Origin of the sequence: Crocosphaera watsonii WH 8501, from assembly GCF_000167195.1 — a bacterium.
Taxonomy (GTDB): Bacteria; Cyanobacteriota; Cyanobacteriia; order Cyanobacteriales; family Microcystaceae; genus Crocosphaera; species Crocosphaera watsonii.
Genome location: NZ_AADV02000002.1, coordinates 326283 through 345019, shown reverse-complemented (window position 1 = coordinate 345019; position 18737 = coordinate 326283). Strand labels below are relative to the sequence as shown.

Genomic DNA, 18737 nt, shown 5'->3' with positions numbered 1-18737 from the left:
AAGTGTTCTTGAAAAAGTCAACTAGATAAAACGGGAAGGACTAAATAGGTTATGGGGGTCAAATTGGGTTTTAATTTGTTTCATTAGGGGTAAGGCATTGCCAGAATATCCCCAAGGTTCAAATTGTTTTTTGATGCTTTGATCTGCTTCTAAAATGGTTAAAAAGCCTCGGTTTTCTTGAGCGAGCGATCGCAGTTGTTTTAAGATGCCTAAACTGGGTTCTATATCCAGTTTAAACTGTCCTATGCCACTACTTAAATTAATCATCCCCCATCCTTGTTGCTGGGTTAACTCATTTAATTTTATTAACCAGTTAACTGCTTGATTGGGTATAATTCCTATTTTGCCTTTTATGGTTACATTTGTGTTATCAACTCTGATTAATTTTTGTAATTGTTTCCATAGATTATTTTCAATTTCATCTTTACAGAATATCACTTTTATACTTAACTTTTCGGCGATCGCTTGCACTTGTTGACTTTGCTCATTAACACTTTCTGGGATACTTTGGAAACGTACCATTAAGCCCATATTTTCCCCTAATTCTAAGGTTTTCACGACAGATGGTGAAATCATTTCAGCAGCAGTAGGCTGTAACCCCGATTGTAAAAAGGTTTGTGCCATTTGGCTTATGTTTTCGGCTTCCCCAGTCATCAGCAAGGTTCCCGAAGCTTCAGGGATAGGATACAAACGGAAGGTAACAGTAGATATAATTCCCAATGTGCCGTAGGAACCTGTAAATAGTTTCATTAAGTCATATCCTGCCACATTTTTGACAACTTTACCCCCTGCTTTCGCTATTTCTCCATCCCAACGGACAAAGGATAACCCTAATACTAGATCCCGTATTCCCCCATAACGTTGTCGCCAAGATCCCGTGTCTGCTGTGGCTAAAATGCCTCCGATGGTGGCATTATCTGGGTAAGCAGGGTCAATAGGCAAAAATTGATTATGATGCCCTAAAATAGTCTGTAAGTCCCTTAATTTTATCCCTGCTTCTACGGTGATGGTTAAGTCACTTACTGCATGATCTATGACTCGGTTAAGCTTTTGGGTACTAATAACGAGATTAGCATCAGAAACCACACCACCCCAACTTAACTTAGTCCCACTACCACAAGGAAGTATTGAACAGCGATTTTTGCTTGCTATTCTAACAGTATTACTCAAATATTTAAGCTCAGGAGGAGTTAGGAAATAGTCAGGAAGACAACTATTATAAATTGTTTTTTTAACCCGATCTTGCCAACCATTATTGACTCTATCTCTGGGAATAATATCCTGGGTATCTAATATAGATTCTAATTGTGAAGCGATTTCAGAGGTCATAACTAGATAGTTATACATTTTCTTGATATTTTATCATTGTTTGTCATTTTCTTGTGATAGTTTACGTTCATACTCTTTATCAAAAACGTCGGGCAGAATTCCCTATTCCTCTATAGGTTAGAAGAAAAACAGTGCATCACTGCCATAAAGTCATCCATCAATTCTACAAATCGCCCCAAACTAAGTATTTATGAATAAAAAAAACCAAAAATTTAAGGACTCAAAGAGAAACGCTCCTCTGTTGAGTCCCTAAAACCCTTATGAATGGTGGGTTATACTGATTATAGTTAGATGCCAGGAGGCGGACTTGAACCGCCGACACGAGGATTTTCAGTCCTCTGCTCTACCAACTGAGCTATCCCGGCTAAAGCATTCTTTTGTTTTGCGCTTAACTAGCATAACAAATAATTTGGAGTAATGCAAGAGCTTGTCTAAAATTTTTTGCTCTTGTGTCAGAAAATGACAACTAGGAAGTACAAAAAAACTATTAAAATCCGCAAGGGGCTTGATTCTGTTTAGTTATAATGATTGATAGATTTCAACTATGTCCATTCCTTAGTAAAGGCTTTCGGGATAATTACTTGAGGATCTTCAAGGTATCATAAACATTCAAGAGAAATAAGGAAGAAATATAGTAGTTTATACGAAACAGGGTATCAGTAAAAAACAACATAAGGATATGTCATATTTGACTATATTTTTATGAACTATAGATTGAACGTCGAAATTATCACACCAATCCAGGGAAATATTCTAGAAAATAACAATTTCTATGGCTCTATATTCTTTTGAAGAAAAATATCGACGTTTACGACAAGAATTACTCGGTGGGGCGATCGCATTAGCTGGTGTTTTTTGCTTGGGAACCTTTTGGTATTATGTCATCGAAAAATGGTCATTGACTGAAGCGGCCTATATGACGATGATTACCCTGTCTACTGTTGGGTTTTCCGAAGTTCGCCCCCTCGATGATGACTCCCGACTGTTTACTATTGTTTTAATTTTGTTAGGAGTCATTACCATTGGTTATATTGTCAATCGTTTAACCGAGGCTTTAATTCAAGGTTATTTTCAAGATGGAATTAGACAACGACAGGAGAGACGCTTGATAGACACCCTAGAACATCATTGTATCGTCTGCGGTTATGGGCGTACTGCTCGACAAGTAGCCCAAGAATTTACGGCCGAGGACGTTCCTTTTGTGATTATTGACTCTCGACCGGAACAAGTGGAAGAAGCCAAACAGTTAGGCTATATCGTTATTCAGGGAGACGCAACCCTAGATGAATGTTTGATCAATGCCAAAATTGATAAGGCGGTGTGTTTAGTCTCTGCTTTAACCTCCGATGCAGAAAACCTCTATACTGTTCTCTCTGCTAAAACTCTCAACCCCAAAATTCGAGCGATCGCCCGCGCTAGTACAGAGGAAGCGGTATTAAAGCTACAACGGGCGGGGGCCGATGCTGTTGTCTCCCCCTATATTACTGGGGGTAAACGTTTGGCTGCGGCGGCTTTGAGACCCCAGGTGATGGATTTTGTGGATGGGATCTTAACGGGAAGCGATCGCACTTTTTATATGGAGGAATTTCTGCTTGATCCTAAGTTTTGTCCTTGTGTGGGTCAAACTCTCAGCGAAGCAAGATTAAGATTACAGTCGGGGGCGTTGGTTTTAGCTATTCGTCGGTCTGATGGTACTTTATTGGGGGGGCCGACGGGAGAAACGGAATTGATGGCTGGAGATTTGTTAATCTGTATGGGAACCCCGGAACAATTACGACAACTCAATCAAATTTTAGGTCCCATTACTCCTTCTCCAGCTTTGCGGCCACCTAGACATTAAAACTCAGCTAAGTGAACTACCGCACACTCATCCTATCGGATAGAGTGTGGGCTTCCTACCCAGTCGGCCGCTTTCTACTGCAAGCAATAGCAAGTTTTACGCCAAGGCGATAGGCTATCCCCCTTGTCCCAAAGGTTCAAAATTCTTCAATTACTATGCTTTGGATCACAGCTTCTGCAAGTCCACTGTGGAGGGTCAGGTTCAGCAAGATACGTCCTTCTTTCCTCTATCGCTCGAATCATAAACCCAAGTCATTACCTTGTAGACCTATCAAGCGATGTGTTTATTTTAGATCAGAAAAGCTACGTTTGTCATCCCTGCCCCTGCTTTCATGAGGGGCTGTCTGAGGAGGTTTCCTCCTCAGTTTATACGCCCCATCCCACACTGACCCTTTGGGTTCAGATGTGGGGCTTCCCGCAGGGAAAAGCTAAATGGTGATCGAAAGCAAAACGGACTAATTCGGCACGGTTGCTAGTATCTGTTTTCCGCAGTAAACTACTCACGTATTTTTCAATAGTACGAGGACTTAAATGGAGTCTTTGACCTATTTCTCCATTGGAGAGTCCCATAGTTAATAAGTCGAGGACTTCGCTTTCTCGTCGGGTTAATTCAAAGAACTCTATTTCTGCTTGAATGGAAATTTTAGCCGCTTGCTGTTGTTGTTGAGGGGTATTTTGGTTAACGGACTTATTCTGGGAAAAACGCCACTCTGATTGAATAATTTGCGATCGCTCTAATAAATTACGGATAACTGCTTTTAATTCGTCCATTTCAAAAGGTTTGGGTAAATATACATCACAACCAACTTGATACCCTTGAATACGACTTTCTGTTGTACTACACTCGGTTAGAAAGACTACGGGTAGTAAACGAAATTCCGGCAGTTGACGAAGTTCTTTTACTAAGGTATAGCCGTCCTTTCGTGGCATCTTAATATCTGAGATTAATAAATGGGGACGATAAGTTTGAACTAAGGAAAAGGCATCTTCTCCGTTTTGGGCGGTTATGCAGCCATAACCGTGCATTTCTAAATAGTCTTTAACAGCGACACGAATTCCCAGATCGTCATCGGCGACTAAAATCAATAACGGCATAAATTGAGTTCTTCTGTCTCTATATCTATCATAGCATTTTTTTGCATACTGTCACATTTATTAGTAGTTTAGTAATAATTATTATTATTTTCTAAAGCAAGATAATTTAAGGCAAATTACTATTAATCTCTGAAACTAGCCATAAAAATACACAAAATGAAAAAAATAGCCACGTTGCTTTGAAAACATGGCTATCTTAGTTAAATTTTAAGAAAATGTCCGCAGAAGTCCTCAACGATAAATTCCCCTTCTGGGAGGGGCGGGGGTGGGTAGGGTTAGGGGTGGGTTAGGGTCGGTTGTCAAATTTCTCCCCGTATTTCTTCAATTACACCATCACGAATGACAACTTCTACGTTTAGTTTTTTGACCAAGTTTTCTCCTTTTTCAACACGGAAAAAACTTTCTAATTGTCCTTGAACAACTTCTTGTTCTAATTCAACAGTTTGAACTTGCTGCATTTGTTGTAAAAATTGATTTTTTCGTTCCAAAAACTCACTTTTTTTCTGATTAACCTGTAATTGAATATTATCAATTTGTTGGGTTGTTTCTGGGCCTGGAGGAGATACACTTTGTTTTTGGATTTCAGCAATGGCCCGTTGTCCTTGCATTTCAATTTGTTGTATCTGGTTGTCAACTTGTTCGATTTGTGCTTGCAGTTGTTGCTGCATTTCTTCTTTCCAGCGAGTGGTAACAATCACCTTTAAGTTAACCGGGCGTTTCAGTAATAAACTGGTGTTTGCGTCTTCCATAACTATTTTCTCCGTTGACTATTGATTTCAATGACTACGATTCAAACATCCCGTTAATCATACCCTGATATCGTTCAGTGACTATAGGCCGTTTTATTTTCAAGGTTTGGGTCATCATACCGTTTTCAGAGGAAAAGGGTTCTAAAATCAGTTCAAAGACTTTAATTTGGTCATCGGCACGATATCCTGGGCGATTTTTCACTTCTCGTTTCAATTCTTGTTTGAATAAGTCTTGAACAGGTTTTCCATAAAGATCGCTGTTAATGATCGTTTCTCTGCTGGCATCTTCTGAAGGAAAAGTCAGGTTAAGTTGTTGATTTTTGCCCCATGTTTGTAATGCGTCTAAGTTAGGTACAATCAAAGCACCTAAAGCTTTTTGATCTTGTCCCACTAACATCATCTGGTCAATATAAGGACTTCTGACACAAGCATCTTCGATGGGTTGGGGTTCAATATTTTCCCCGTTATTCAAGACAATGGTATCTTTAGCCCGTCCGGTGATCACTAAATCATTCATAGGAGTGATCCAACCCAAGTCCCCACTATTAAACCACCCTTCGGGATCGATCGCTTTGGCAGTAGCTTCGGGTTTCTTGTAGTATCCTTGCATGACTTGGGGACCACGAATGAGAACAACTCCTCGTTTTCCCCGAGAAACGGCTTCCCCTGTATCGAGATCGACGATCTTGATCTCTGTATGGGGAATAGGTTGACCAGAAGAACCCCGTAGGTTATGACTATGGGTACGGGCGTTACTAACCGGGGAAGTTTCTGTTAGACCATAACCCACTAAAACCGGGACGTTAATGATCTCGTAGAAGTCGTCTAAATGTTTGGCCAGGGAACCCCCACCACTCATTAATGTTTCAAAATTGCCTCCTAAACCTTCCCGAATCTTGCTATAGACGAGTTTATCCCCTAAACCGTGTAAAGGGGCGAGGAAGATAGTTTTAAGTTTCGCTATGAACCTATCTATAGCAGAGGCATCGAAGTGTTCTAAACTCATATTGTCGGCGATGCGTCGAGAAAGGATAAAGTTTTGGGAAATATTGAAGAAAAACTGGGCTATTTTTTGTTGGGTGTCGCTTTTTTCCCTCAGTTGCTTCTGTATACCTTCATAAATAGAGTCCCAAAGACGGGGAACCCCCACCATGTGTTGGGGTTTAAATCGCTTGATATCGGTCTTAAAGTTGCGGATATTGGTGTAAACTAGGGTACATCCTTGGGAGAGCAGAAAATATTCTGCGCTGCGTTCGTAAGAGTGCCAAGATGGTAAAATACTAAGTACCTGATCCCCTACCTTGGGTTGGATCACAGCATCTAAATTTTTGACTTGGTGCAAGAGATTACCATGGGATAACATGGCACCTTTTGGTTGTCCTGTGGTTCCTGATGTATAGATTAAGGTGGCTAAATCGGTGTCATTTTTTTTCACCGGTTGTAAGCTGTTTTTAGCCCCTAGTTCCATCAGTTGGGAAAAGTTTAAGGTTTTGATGGGATCGTCTCGGTTGGGGGTTTCGTCGCTGAGGAGGATAATTAACTGTAGGGGTATTTCGTCACAAAAAGAGCGTATTTTGTCTAAGGTTTTCTGATTTTCTACAATTAGGGTACTACTATCACTATCTCTGACAATATAAGCTAATTCGTTTTTATCTGCTTGTGCCGATCGCACGGCGTTGGCGGCCCCTGCTAACATTGATCCTTGATCGGCTATAAACCAACGGGGACTATTATCAGCAATTAAGCTAATTTTATCATCTGGGCTCACTCCTAAAGCTTGTAATCCGGCAGCAAATTGTTGTAATTTTTGGTATAACTCAGCGTAGGTCAATTTAACTGCTGGTTTACTGTTGGGATCGTGCAATGCTACGATATCGGGGAATTTTTTGGCTGCGATCGCCCATACTTCGCTTAAGGCGGTTAGATTAGTATATTCGGGAATAGTTGTCATAGTATTGATATCATTAATGATTAGGGGTCGAAGTGGTAATCGCTTACCACAACTCCCAGTCCGAACCGTACATGAAATTTTCACCTCATACGGCTCTCGGCAATTAGACCCTTGCCATGGGTACTGTTAGTATATCGTCCTTCCATTCATAGCCATTCTCTAGCCAATCATAGAGGTAGTCATTTTTGCTTTTGACATAATGACAATGACGATGTAGAGCTTGTAGATTGTTGTAGGTATCCTTTCCACCTTTCGATTTAGGGATAATGTGGTCAACTTCTATCAAGTCTTCAGGTGTGAAGTGTTGCTTACATTGAGGGCATATACCTTTCTGTTTCTTTAAGAGTTTTGAGACTCTGGTTGGTGTCCCAGTATATGTACCTCGTCTTTTGCGACCATATGTCCAATTTCCGTCTAATGGTGATGATTCAGGCTTAACCAGTGTATGTCTCTTAATTTCCGTTTCGGCGTGGTGGTAGAGGACTGTTTTTCCTGTTTGGAAAGTCCATTTTCCGTGTTTCCCGTGTGAGAAATATTTTTTGAGAGCTTTAATCAGTGGTGTCTTTTTCTTTTTCCTGCTTACTGTCCAGGCTCTAAGCATATTCCATAATGTTAAATCCTCGGATGTGAATATTTTCTTACTGACAACAGTTCGGTAGTAGTTACACCATCCTCGTATTATGGGATTTAATCTTGCGATTAATGCTGCTTGTGGGGCAGTTCTATGAGATTTAATAACCTCTTTCATTGCCTCATGATGAGCTAGTATTTTCTTCTTGCTTGGCTTGATTATTGTTTTGAATCCAATCAGTTTTGATTTTTGCCCTTTATTTGGATTTGCACCTGTTTTACCAGAGTGATGTTTCCCAACGGGGAATGACCTGATGTTGAATCAGAGAAAGTCGAACCCTGCATTTTCCATCTTTCCATTAACTTCTACATCCTTTAGGGTGTGGCAGATTCTGGTTTTGGATGGTTTTATTTTTAGTCCGACTTTATCTAACCATTGTGCAATTAGAGTTTTACATTGTAGAATAACGTCATAATCTTCATGTAAAGCTACGAAATCATCAGCATAACGGATAATTTTATGTCTATACCTAGTTTTTCGAGTACCATCTTCCTTAAGCTTTGTGCTAGGGAAGTGGTTTTCTACTTCTTTTATCATTCCGTGTAGTGCAATATTAGCCAATAGTGGGCTTATTACACCACCTTGAGGTGTTCCTGAATTGGTTTCCTCAAATATACCGTTGTCCATAACACCGCATTCTAACCATTGTTTTATGATTCTTTTGATGTTGTATGGACAATCTACTTTGGACAGTAGGTAATCATGGTTAATCTTGTCGAAACATTTGGCGATATCGGCATCAAGGACATATTTTGCCTTTTTGTTGATGGCATTGAAAATCACGCTAATTGCGTCATGTGCGCTTTTGCCTGGACGAAAACCATAAGATGTTCCCTCAAATTGGGCTTCCCAGTATGGCTCTAAGGCTGATTTAACCAAGGCTTGCATTACTCTATCTTTCATGGTGGGTATCCCCAATCCACGTTTTTCATCTCTTCCAGGCTTGGGAATCCAAACCCGTCTGAGTGCCTTTGCTTTGTAACCTTTTAAAGCTAGTTCTTTAGCTAACTTTAATCTTTGGTTAGGGCGTAATACCTTTTTCCCATCAACGCCAGCAGTTTTCTTGCCTTGGTTGTCTTGGGTCACTTTGCGTATGGCTAAGAGCTTTGCGTAATGTGACTTTAACAGTAACTTCTGAAGCTTTTTAGCTTTAACTTTATTACCTGATTTAACAGCTTGAAATATTCTTTTTTGAAGCTTAAACACCTTTCTCTGGACTTTTGCCCAGTTAATTGTGTTCCACTCTGGCGTAGTCTTGGTTATACTCGCATTCGACATATTCACCTCTAATAGAGACTATTTCATCTAATCCACCAGCAATACGTCAGCATATCCATACTCATTACAAATAGGCGTTTGCTTCTTATTGCTTCTCACATCCATGACCCTTGCGGTTAAGTTTGTTCCTGCTTACCTACCGACCAGTGGTAAGAGCAATCATGGACTTAATTCGTTCCGTTGATTTGGGTATATCGGTTTTAGGTTTCATCTTTCCCCCAAGTTACTTTTAGGAATCTGTGTGGATAAAAGAAACCAATTTTCCACTTTTCACTTTGTTCTTTTTGAACGCAGCCTGTCAAACAGTTTTGGCTACTTTCCGATGGTGAGGGTTCAAGTCGATGATTCAACGTAATGCTTAACCATGACCGATTGACTAGAGGGACGGCTTATCATGCTGTTTCATGACGGGTTCCCCTTTTAACCCTGCTTCTATCCTGAATTTACTAAGCTCAAAACAGAGGGTTATGTCGTCACTCTCAGGATTTCTCCTTTTGATTCCGAGTGTGGCTCCTTTGGCCAACAAACCAACAGTTATTCAGATTTCTAGGTTCTGAACGGGCTACACACTTAAAATAAGTACAAGCTTTCTAGCCCAACGAATCGCACGTTTCACCCATAGACTAGCTAATAAGGGTGTTATTGTTCCCATGTTAAGGTTTCCACCCTAGAGGGAAAAGGAGAAGAGTGACACTTTTTTCACTGATCACCCCTCACTAGATAAGCTTATTTATTTATTTCTTCATTGTCCATGATTGAATAACAATTTTTTTTGATAGGTGATATCCCTGAAAAAGAGCCGTATTTCTAGGTATTATTTGTGTAATGTAACTTTATATTTTTGTATAAATAACCACTTTTCAAAAAACACGAGACAATCCTTTTTTAGTCTCATAAAATGAAGATAGAAAATGATTTTTATTAGTTATTAATTACCTAAGTATTCCCACAAATTAATTAACTTACCTAAAGCCTATCTATTTTCCAATACCTTCTGATTTTTAGCTTGATTAAAAATCATTTAAGCAATAGAACAGGTTATAAAAATGCACAACCCAAAAACAAATCCTGAAAGGTGTAAATCAATTCCATCTCTTATAGCATTTGGAGTTGTTATTTTTTCCTCTATGCCAGCCTCAGCACAATTGTTGCATAACCCTTTTGACTCATCAAACATCGATGCTAATGCGAGCGATTCATCGGGAGTTACATCAATGTCTTTCCCGTCTTCACCGTTTTCTGACGGAGGGAATCCAAATTCATCTAGTTCCAATAACAATAATGGTGGTGGTGGTGGTTCTTTATCTTCATTTATTGGTTCTCAAGGTTCAAGAAATTCTTCTGGTAACAGTAGTAGGAATACTGATGACAATAGTGATAGTGATAGCAATGGAACAGAAACAAATGACATAAATTCATTAGTTTCTGATGATAGTCCAATTGATTCAATACTAAAAGATAGTGAGGATCTACTTGCACTAGCATCGGCAATACAAGGAACCAGTAATGGCACTGATAGCAGTGGCAGTGGCAGTTCTGGTGGCAGTGGCAGTTCTGGTACTGATAGCAGTGGCAGTGGCAGTTCTGGTGGCAGTGGCAGTTCTGGTACTGATAGCAGTGGCAGTGGCAGTTCTGGTACTGATAGCAGTGGCAGTGGCAGTTCTGGTACTGATAGCAGTGACAGTGGAGGTACCGGTGGCAGTGGCAGTGGCAGTTCTGGTGGCAGTGGCAGTGGAGGTGATGAAAATATAACAGCGACCCCCACCTCAATCCCTGAACCCACATCAGTAACAGCATTAGCTATGATAGGATTGGCTGGTATTTTGGCTAAACGTAATAATGACCATAGCTCATAATCATCAGAAAAAGCCTTCTTTTTCAAGAAGGCTTTTTGGGTTACATCATATTGTTATTGATAGATATTTTATGCTATGATAGGGAATTGTGTCTATACTTTATATCAATATTATGCCTAAACTAAAAACGCGCAAAGCTGCCGCCAAGCGTTTTCGAGTAACAGGAAGCGGTAAGAAAATTGTTAGGCGAAAAGCTTTCAAAAATCACTTATTAAATCATAAAAGTGCTGAAAGAAAGCGTCGTCGTTTGTCTAATGCAGCCTTAGTTAGCGAACAGGATGAGCCAAATGTTCGCTTAATGTTGCCTTACGCCTAAAATTAATGAACGTAGATTAACACAGAAACAGAGTAACTATGACAAGGGTAAAACGGGGCAATGTCGCCCGAAAACGTCGTAAAAAAATCCTCAAACTAGCTAAAGGGTTTAGAGGAAGCCATTCTCGTCTATTCCGTACCGCTAACCAACAGGTGATGAAAGCATTACGCAATGCTTACCGCGATCGCCGTAAACGGAAACGGGATTTTCGTCGCTTATGGATCACTCGTATTAACGCTGCTGCCAGACAAAATGGCATGAGTTACAGTCAATTAATTGGTCAGATGAAAAAGGCTAATATTGAGATTAACCGTAAAATGTTAGCACAATTAGCGATTCTTGACCCTGATGCTTTTGCCAAGGTGGTAGAAACAGCTAGTACAGCTAAATAATGGATAATTGATAATGGATAATTGATATTTCATTATCAATTATTCATGGAAAGGTTTTACTGTTTCGCCACAATTCATGGGACAATAGGAAAGGCGATAACAGTTAGTAAAGAATGAGTCAAACACCGAAAATAATAGTCTTAGATGATGATCCAACCGGTTCCCAAACGGTACATAGTTGTTTATTATTAATGCAGTGGGACGTTGAGACATTAAGATTAGGGTTAAGGGATGAAGTCCCTATTTTCTTTGTTTTGACAAACACGAGAGCATTAACTCCCCAAAAGGCAGCAGAAGTCACCAGGGAAGTTTGTCATAATCTCAAAATTGCGATCGAAGCGGAAAAAATAGCAGATTTTTTAATTGTCAGTCGTTCTGACTCAACTCTTAGAGGTCATTATCCCATAGAAACCGATGTTATTGCCGAAGAATTGGGTGGTTTTGACGCTCATTTTCTAATTCCTGCCTTTTTTGAAGGAGGAAGACAAACCCTTGACAGTGTTCACTATTTAAACATCGAGGGAACATTAACACCAGTTCATGAAACAGAGTTTGCTAAAGATTCTGTTTTTGCTTACCACTATAGTTATTTACCAGACTATGTAGAAGAAAAGACCAAAGGAGGAATTAAAACAACAGAAGTTGAACGATTTTTATTAACAGATATTCGACAAGGTAGCTTAGAAAGATTGATGCAGCTACAAGGAAATAAATGCGGAGTAGTTGACGGAGAAAAACAAGAAGATTTAGATAAATTTGCTGAAGACTTATTAACCGCAGCAGCATCAGGTAAACGGTTTTTATTCCGTAGTGCTGCTAGTATTTTAACCTCTTTAGCTCAGTTAGGAAAACAACCCATTGCAGCAGAAGCAATGGCAGAATATAAACCAACAGATAAACCTGGGGTTGTTTTGGTGGGTTCTCATGTTAAGAAAACAACCCAACAATTACAAGACTTATTAACTCAAGCAGATGTGGTAGGAATAGAAGTTGATGTTAAAAAACCACGAGATAATCCTGATAACAAAGATGAGTTATTAAAGAGTATTTTAGAAAAAGTTAAAAGTATTCATGAACAGGGTAAAACCCCTGTAGTTTATACCAGCAGAGACGAGTTAACCTTTGAAACCGTACAAAAAAGATTGGATTTCGGGATAGCAGTTTCTTCTTTATTAATGGAAGTGGTTCAGGGTTTACCCCGTGATATTAGCTTTTTAATTAGTAAAGGTGGTATTACCTCTAATGATGTTTTAAGTACCGGTTTAAAATTGCAAGCGGTACGTTTATTAGGACAAGTTTTAGCCGGATGTTCAATGGTAAGAACCGAAAAAGATCATCCTTTATTTCCTAATTTACCTGTGGTTTTATTTCCTGGTAATGTGGGGAATGTTCAGGGGTTAAGTACGGTTTATTGTCGCTTGAAAAAATGAGAAGAAGAACTAAGGATAATTGAAAATGGTGGGTTACGGTGCGGATAAAAAATTATGATGTTTTTATCAAAATAAAATCTGCACCTAACCCACCCTACGATCTAAGAAAAAGATTAAAAATAATAAAGTATTGAAAAAAAGGTAAGTTTTCTTAGACAGTAGTAGTTAGACTTATGTTATTTTAAGTTTTAAAGGGGAACAAAAATCATCAACCCCCGTTTTGAAAACATATAAGATAACAGGTAACACTAAAATATCTGGTACTCTTTTGGTATTCATTAAATGATTAATCACCGGAATAATATGACCTTGAGACAATTCATTAATCAGGTTTTCTTGACAAATTTCTACACGATATCGTTTTGCTAACCCCTCTAACCAGTCAGTGCGATCGGGGGTTTGTCCTACACTTAAAGCAAGGTTAATGGCCGCATCGTCTAAGTCACCATCACAAACAACAATTTCATCTAAAGCGGCGATCGCATCGGGATAGTCAGCAAGTTGGGAACGATAATAAGTGATTTCTGAGAGGGTTAGAGAGGGCATAAGTTACCATTAATAAGTGAGAAAAATTGATTAAGAATTTAGTTATTTTCGTAACTATTCCTAAATTTTCAAGATTATTTCCCTTAAAATATATCTTATTATACAGGTAAATTAAAAAATATGATTAGATTAAAACCTTGGCAGTGGGTAGTATTAGCAAGTCCTGTGATTGTTATTGTTAGTTTTTTTATCATTGCAACAGGGATACAAATTCATCAATGGGGAATTAATTGGATCTGGGCTATTTTGGTCTTAATTTTGCTAGGATGGCGTTGGTTATTGGTTAAGTGGACGAAACCCGTAGAACAACAAATTGAAACCTTTATCTCTCAGGTTACCCAAGAGGGAGACAAGCAAGAAAACCAAATTGTTGCCACCATTGGGGATCAAGAAACCATTGGTAAAATAGAGACCATTCTCTACGATATTATCCAAGAAACTCGCAACGATCGCCCTTTTTGGGAAGATTGGCCTACGTTTTGGCAACGCTGCGAGAGTTTAGTCAGTGCGATCGCCCAAGTCTATCACCCAGAAATCAAATATCCGTTACTTAATATCTATGTTCCTCAAGCTTATGGACTTATTCGGGGAACCGTAGACGATCTTGATCGCTGGATGCAAAAATTAGCCCCTTTTCTTAATCAAGTCAGTATTGGCCAAGCTTATCAAGCTTATGAAGTTTACCAAAAATTAGAACCCAATGCTCGTAAATTATGGCGTGTTTGGAACTGGAGTCAGTGGGTATTGAACCCAGTGGTTGCTTTAGCTAAACAAACCAGTAGAAAATCCACTCAAGAAGCAAATCAACAACTTGTGGTCAACTTTGGGCAAACCTTCCGAGAAACGGCTTTAAAAATTCTTGCTAAACAAGCGATCGCCCTTTATAGTCACAAAACTCTGCTCCCTTCAGACACATTATCCACATTATCCGTTCCCGAAAAAGCCCCTTCTGCTGCCAAAACTCAAACCCTACAAGAGATTATTGCTAAGGCCCAACCCATCGACAAAATAGAAGTAAAACCGGTTAATATTTTACTGGCAGGAAGGACTGGCGCTGGGAAAAGTAGCTTGATCAATACTTTATTTAAAACCGCTCAAGCAGAAGTTGATATTTTACCCAATACAGATGATTTTACCGCTTATCATTGGCATAGTAATACGGAGGAAAGTTTAACCCTTTGGGATACTCCTGGGTATGAACAAATTAACCGTCCAGAGTTTCGTGAACAGGTGTTAAATTATTGTACCAAGGCAGATTTATTGTTATTAGTAACTCCTGCTCTTGATCCTTCTTTAGAGATAGATATGAAGTTTCTGGAGGCGGTTAGAGAAGAGATTACAAACTTACCCATGATTGCCATTGTAACCCAAGTGGATCGCTTACGGCCAGTGAGAGAGTGGCAACCTCCTTATGATTGGCAACAGGGAAAGTTACCCAAAGAAATAAGTATTCGAGAGGCGACAGCTTACCGTGTGGAAATATTAGGGGATAAATGTGACGTTATTTTACCCATTGTTACTCGTGATGGAACCGTTGGCCGACAGAGTTGGGGAATTGATGTTTTAACCAATAGTTTATTAGCCTCTATTAAACCTTCAAAACAATTAAGATTAGCCCGTTTTTTACAACAACAAGAAGCCCGATCCGTTGCTGCTGCAAAAATAATTGAAAATTGTACATTACGACTGAGTACAACAGAAGGAATAACGGCTTTATTAAAAAGTCCTGTTTTACAGTTTCTTTCTACGTTAAGTACAGGCTCTTCTACCTTGGCTTATTTATTAGCTGAACAGATTCCTGTTGAACAATTACCAATTGTTGTGGGTAAGTTACAAATGGCTTATGATTTATTCTGTTTGTTTGATTCCGATGAGGTTAATCTTAAACAGTTTGATTTGTTATCTTTGTGGCCTTTATTATTAGATAATTCGGGAAATAGTCAAGACAATGCTTGGGCTTTTGGTCAAGCTATGGTTGAATTTTTAAACAAAAATATGACCATTGAACAGTTAAGAAAGCGGTTTAAAGAGTATTTGTAAAATAACCTATTTTGGGTTTATCCGATTTTAGGTTTACAGTATTAATAGTAAACTGATGTAAATTTTAAAAAGTTTTGTGATCATTGCCGAAATCAACCTATAGTAAAAAGGCGATTCAATTGCGTAATAACGCATCTTATCAGGCCATGATCCGAAATCTTGTAGATATCTATGCTAAACAACAGCAAAAATAATCACTCATTAGTCAATAATTCTGACACGATGAGTAATCATAGTAATACCTTCGCTACGAACCAAAATAGCAGAAAGCCAACGATTTTGTTGTTCTTCAGCAGCAGGAACTCGTTTAAATAATCCCCCAGATTGTAACAATTCTAGCTGCATAGTAGAGGGATCTAAATATCGATCGCTGTCAACTTTTTCTAACATCGCCATACCCGCTAATAACTCATCCCTGAGAGGATCATCGACAATAACATCAAAATCAAACTCTTCCCCAACTTTCACTGTTTCTGGTATATTTACGGTGACTTCTGGGGGATTTTCTCCAGAGGTTAATCTCGTTTCTTCGCTTAATATTTCTTGACGAATCAATTTATCTCCTTGGAAAGTTTGACGGGATTTAATTTTGGCTTCTAGTTGAATTTTTCGCCCCCTTTCTTGATTATTTCCTATCACAGTTGTTAAAGTTTCTGCCACCCAACCTGTGCCTTTTTTCTCCCAAGATAATATTTCTGTTGTATATTCCAAATCAGGATAATCTTTCCACAGTGCCTTTAAGCTTTGGGTAAACTCATCTAACATTAACCCATCAGCCGTCACATATTGGTCACTATATAATGATTGAATACGTTCGATGTCCTGTCGATTAGCTGCTGCATCGATTTGCGTAATTAGGGCTTTTAATTCAACCGGTGCCGTGTCAGGGCTTTCTGCACGGAGAGTTAAATGAGTCCCTAAGCTTATACCGAAACCAATTACAACAGAGAGGAACCAATGGCGATACATCATGCGTCTACCTTTTGTGAACTATCCTGATTTACTATACTAGGATTTTCTCTTTATTATAACGATTATTTTGTTTTTATGGCACGTTTATTAATCGCAGCAAGTGGCACTGGGGGTCATGTTTTTCCGGCTTTAGGAGTGGCTGAAAAATTACCAGATTACGAAATTCAATGGTTAGGAACTCCCAACCGTCTCGAACAGAGTTTAATCGGCGATCGCTATCCTTTCCATTCTATATCAGTTGAAGGATTTCAAACTCGCTCTCCCCTCAAAAAGTTACAAATTTTGTTGGGTTTAGTTAACTCAGTTTTTGCTGTAAAAAAAATAATTAAAGAAGAAAAAATAGAAGTAGTTTTTACCACTGGTGGATATATTGCTAGTCCTGCTATTTTAGCCGCTAAGTTATCAGGAATACCTGCTATTCTTCACGAAGCAAACTATATTCCTGGCAAGGTAACTAAACTATTAAGTCGTTTTTGTAATACAGTGGCTTTGGGTTTTGAAGGGACTAAAAAATATTTACCTAATATCCCTACTATTTGGGTTAGTACCCCTGTGCGATCGCAGTTCTACACTCCCCAATCTTTAGACTTAAATATACCTGATAATGTGCCTCTAATTGTCATAATAGGTGGCTCTCAAGGTGCTGTTTCTGTTAATCAATTAGTTCGTAATTGCTTACCAGAGTGGTTAAAAATGGGGGTTTATGTAGTCCATTTAACAGGAAAAAATGACCCTGATGCCGATATTTTTAAACACCCTCAATATATTTCTTTACCATTCTATGATAATGTTGCTGGGCTATTACAAAGAGCAGATTTAGCGGTGAGTCGTGCTGGTGCCGGAACCTTAACAGAATTAGCTATTACTAAAACTCCTGCTATACTAATCCCTTATCCTTTTGCAGCAGAGGATCATCAATCTTTTAATGCTAAAGTGTTTGTTGAAGGAGAGGCAGCCTATTGTTATCAACAAAAAGAATTAACGGAACAAAACTTAAAAGACTTGGTTTTAGATTTAATAAAAAATCCTGAAAAATTGAAAAGGATGTCTCAAAAAAGTTCAGAATTAGCTGTTATAGATAGTGCGGAACAATTATCTAAGTTGATTAAAGATGCTGTTTAATTATTTATCGATTGATTTATTTTTTCTACTGCCAAATAAATGCGTATAAACATAAGTAAATTCGCAGCCTAAGAGAAAAATTTGACAGGTTAGAAATATCCATAATAAAAGTACCATGAATCCTCCAATAATACCATAAGCTCGAAACTGTTCCCCAATACGAATTACCCCACTACTAACTGAACTTTGAAGGAGAGAAAATAAGCTAACTGCTAATAAAGCACCTATCCAAATATCACTCCATTTTACTTTAGTTGCTGGGAGGGTTTTATAAAGAAACATAACCACAGAAGTTAGGAGAAAATAAGTTACTCCTAATTGTAAAGTATTCCATAGAGAAGCTTCGTCAAGTCGAACCCAAGTAATTACATTCTCTACATTTTGAATGATCTTAAAAAATACTTTTAAAGCAATATTAGATAACAGAGAAACTAACATTAAAGCAGTGGAACTTAATACTAAAAGAAAGGCAATAATTTGATTTTTAATGAAAGTAATAACTGTCCAAAACCAGCCATTTTGACTATACTGACGATGATAAACTTTCCAGATTTTATTAACATCACGACTCAAAGCCAGAAAAATACGACTGGCAGTAATAAATAGAATAGAAAAACCAATAATCCCTGCACCTAAACTACTTGTATTTAATTGGAGCAAGGTAGTTTCTACTATATGATAAGCTTCTATAGGAAAGGCCGTTTTAGCAAGGATTAAAATTTGAGTATAAGCGTTGGTATCAGGGCCAAGAATGAAACCAGTTATACTTAAAATAACCAGTAAGATAGGAAAAAGGGAAAAAATAGCATAATAGGACAATGCTGCCCCCATTTCTATACAGTCGTCTTGTTGCCATTTAATAAGGGTACCGGTGAATAACTGTATTATCTTGGAGGATAGTATTCGGTTTTGAACAAACTCAATCACGGTTATATATTAAAAAGTTCTGATGATAAATAATTAGATTATATTATGTCGGGAAAGTTCTGATGATGGGAACAAAGAAAAAACATCCAGAGTCATTGTAACTCGGCACCTGTTCAAGCGTTGAGGGGAGGAATTTTTCCCATATGAACCTCCCCCAATTCTTTTTATTTGTCCTTCCAAGTTCAACCATCAATAATGAACAGTTGTTATTCAGAGGGTATTAGGAATGTCCCTGGTATCGAAAATCATAACAAATGGCAAAAT

The 18737-nt window shown here is 38.5% G+C and carries 14 protein-coding genes, 1 tRNA gene and 1 pseudogene; 7 read left to right on the top strand and 9 right to left on the bottom strand.

Going from position 1 to position 18737, the window contains the following annotated elements; genetic code table 11:
• Window positions 1-21: 21 nt before the first annotated feature.
• Together CWATDRAFT_RS05205 and CWATDRAFT_RS05200 are read right to left on the bottom strand one after the other, a co-directional pair.
• A complete protein-coding gene (locus CWATDRAFT_RS05205; RefSeq protein WP_007304016.1) occupies window positions 22-1347 on the bottom strand; it encodes an FAD-binding oxidoreductase in 1326 nt (441 codons plus the stop codon).
• 274 nt (window positions 1348-1621) lie between these two features.
• A tRNA-Phe gene (locus CWATDRAFT_RS05200) sits at window positions 1622-1694 on the bottom strand.
• A 407-nt stretch (window positions 1695-2101) separates the two neighbouring features.
• Here CWATDRAFT_RS05200 and CWATDRAFT_RS05195 point away from each other — a divergent pair.
• Window positions 2102-3169, top strand: a complete 1068-nt coding sequence (locus tag CWATDRAFT_RS05195) for a potassium channel family protein (RefSeq protein ID WP_007304015.1) — start codon at window positions 2102-2104, stop codon at window positions 3167-3169.
• Between the two features lie 398 nt (window positions 3170-3567).
• Here CWATDRAFT_RS05195 and CWATDRAFT_RS05190 read toward each other — a convergent pair whose 3' ends face one another.
• The 4 genes and pseudogenes from CWATDRAFT_RS05190 to ltrA form a co-directional block, all read right to left on the bottom strand.
• Entirely contained in the window at window positions 3568-4263 is a 696-nt protein-coding gene (locus CWATDRAFT_RS05190) for a response regulator transcription factor (RefSeq protein WP_007304014.1), read from the bottom strand.
• Window positions 4264-4562: 299 nt separating this feature from the next.
• Window positions 4563-5012 carry a YlqD family protein gene (locus tag CWATDRAFT_RS05185; protein WP_007304013.1) on the bottom strand — a complete coding sequence of 150 codons (450 nt, stop codon included), beginning with the start codon at window positions 5010-5012 and terminating at the stop codon, window positions 4563-4565.
• Between the two features lie 34 nt (window positions 5013-5046).
• Window positions 5047-6963 (bottom strand): AMP-dependent synthetase/ligase, encoded by a 1917-nt coding sequence (locus CWATDRAFT_RS05180; RefSeq protein ID WP_007304012.1) that lies wholly within the window; start codon window positions 6961-6963, stop codon window positions 5047-5049.
• A gap of 103 nt (window positions 6964-7066) precedes the next feature.
• Window positions 7067-8872, bottom strand: a pseudogene (gene ltrA, locus CWATDRAFT_RS41290) (group II intron reverse transcriptase/maturase).
• 1214 nt (window positions 8873-10086) lie between these two features.
• Here ltrA and CWATDRAFT_RS37020 point away from each other — a divergent pair.
• From CWATDRAFT_RS37020 to CWATDRAFT_RS05155, 4 genes are all read left to right on the top strand, one after another.
• The gene (locus CWATDRAFT_RS37020) at window positions 10087-10728 is read left to right on the top strand and encodes a hypothetical protein (protein WP_007304009.1); all 642 of its coding nucleotides are present in this window, start codon (window positions 10087-10089) and stop codon (window positions 10726-10728) included.
• 112 nt (window positions 10729-10840) lie between these two features.
• Window positions 10841-11044, top strand: coding sequence for a 50S ribosomal protein L35 (rpmI, locus tag CWATDRAFT_RS05165; protein WP_007309481.1), 204 nt, complete (start codon window positions 10841-10843; stop codon window positions 11042-11044).
• 38 nt (window positions 11045-11082) lie between these two features.
• Entirely contained in the window at window positions 11083-11436 is a 354-nt protein-coding gene (gene rplT / locus CWATDRAFT_RS05160; RefSeq protein ID WP_007304007.1) for a 50S ribosomal protein L20, read from the top strand.
• Window positions 11437-11549: 113 nt separating this feature from the next.
• Window positions 11550-12866, top strand: a complete 1317-nt coding sequence (locus CWATDRAFT_RS05155; protein ID WP_007304006.1) for a four-carbon acid sugar kinase family protein — start codon at window positions 11550-11552, stop codon at window positions 12864-12866.
• A gap of 171 nt (window positions 12867-13037) precedes the next feature.
• Here CWATDRAFT_RS05155 and CWATDRAFT_RS05150 read toward each other — a convergent pair whose 3' ends face one another.
• Entirely contained in the window at window positions 13038-13412 is a 375-nt protein-coding gene (locus CWATDRAFT_RS05150) for a hypothetical protein (protein ID WP_007304005.1), read from the bottom strand.
• 120 nt (window positions 13413-13532) lie between these two features.
• Here CWATDRAFT_RS05150 and CWATDRAFT_RS05145 point away from each other — a divergent pair, with 120 nt between their 5' ends.
• Window positions 13533-15452 (top strand): GTPase family protein, encoded by a 1920-nt coding sequence (locus CWATDRAFT_RS05145; protein WP_007304004.1) that lies wholly within the window; start codon window positions 13533-13535, stop codon window positions 15450-15452.
• Window positions 15453-15653: 201 nt separating this feature from the next.
• Here the strand turns inward: CWATDRAFT_RS05145 and CWATDRAFT_RS05140 are convergent, their stop codons facing one another.
• Entirely contained in the window at window positions 15654-16424 is a 771-nt protein-coding gene (locus CWATDRAFT_RS05140) for a Cif family virulence factor (protein ID WP_007304003.1), read from the bottom strand.
• A gap of 75 nt (window positions 16425-16499) precedes the next feature.
• Here CWATDRAFT_RS05140 and murG point away from each other — a divergent pair, with 75 nt between their 5' ends.
• Entirely contained in the window at window positions 16500-17546 is a 1047-nt protein-coding gene (gene murG / locus CWATDRAFT_RS05135) for an undecaprenyldiphospho-muramoylpentapeptide beta-N-acetylglucosaminyltransferase (RefSeq protein ID WP_007304002.1), read from the top strand.
• Here murG and CWATDRAFT_RS05130 read toward each other — a convergent pair whose 3' ends face one another.
• Entirely contained in the window at window positions 17547-18473 is a 927-nt protein-coding gene (locus CWATDRAFT_RS05130) for a YihY/virulence factor BrkB family protein (protein ID WP_007304001.1), read from the bottom strand.
• Between the last annotated feature and the right edge of the window lie 264 nt (window positions 18474-18737).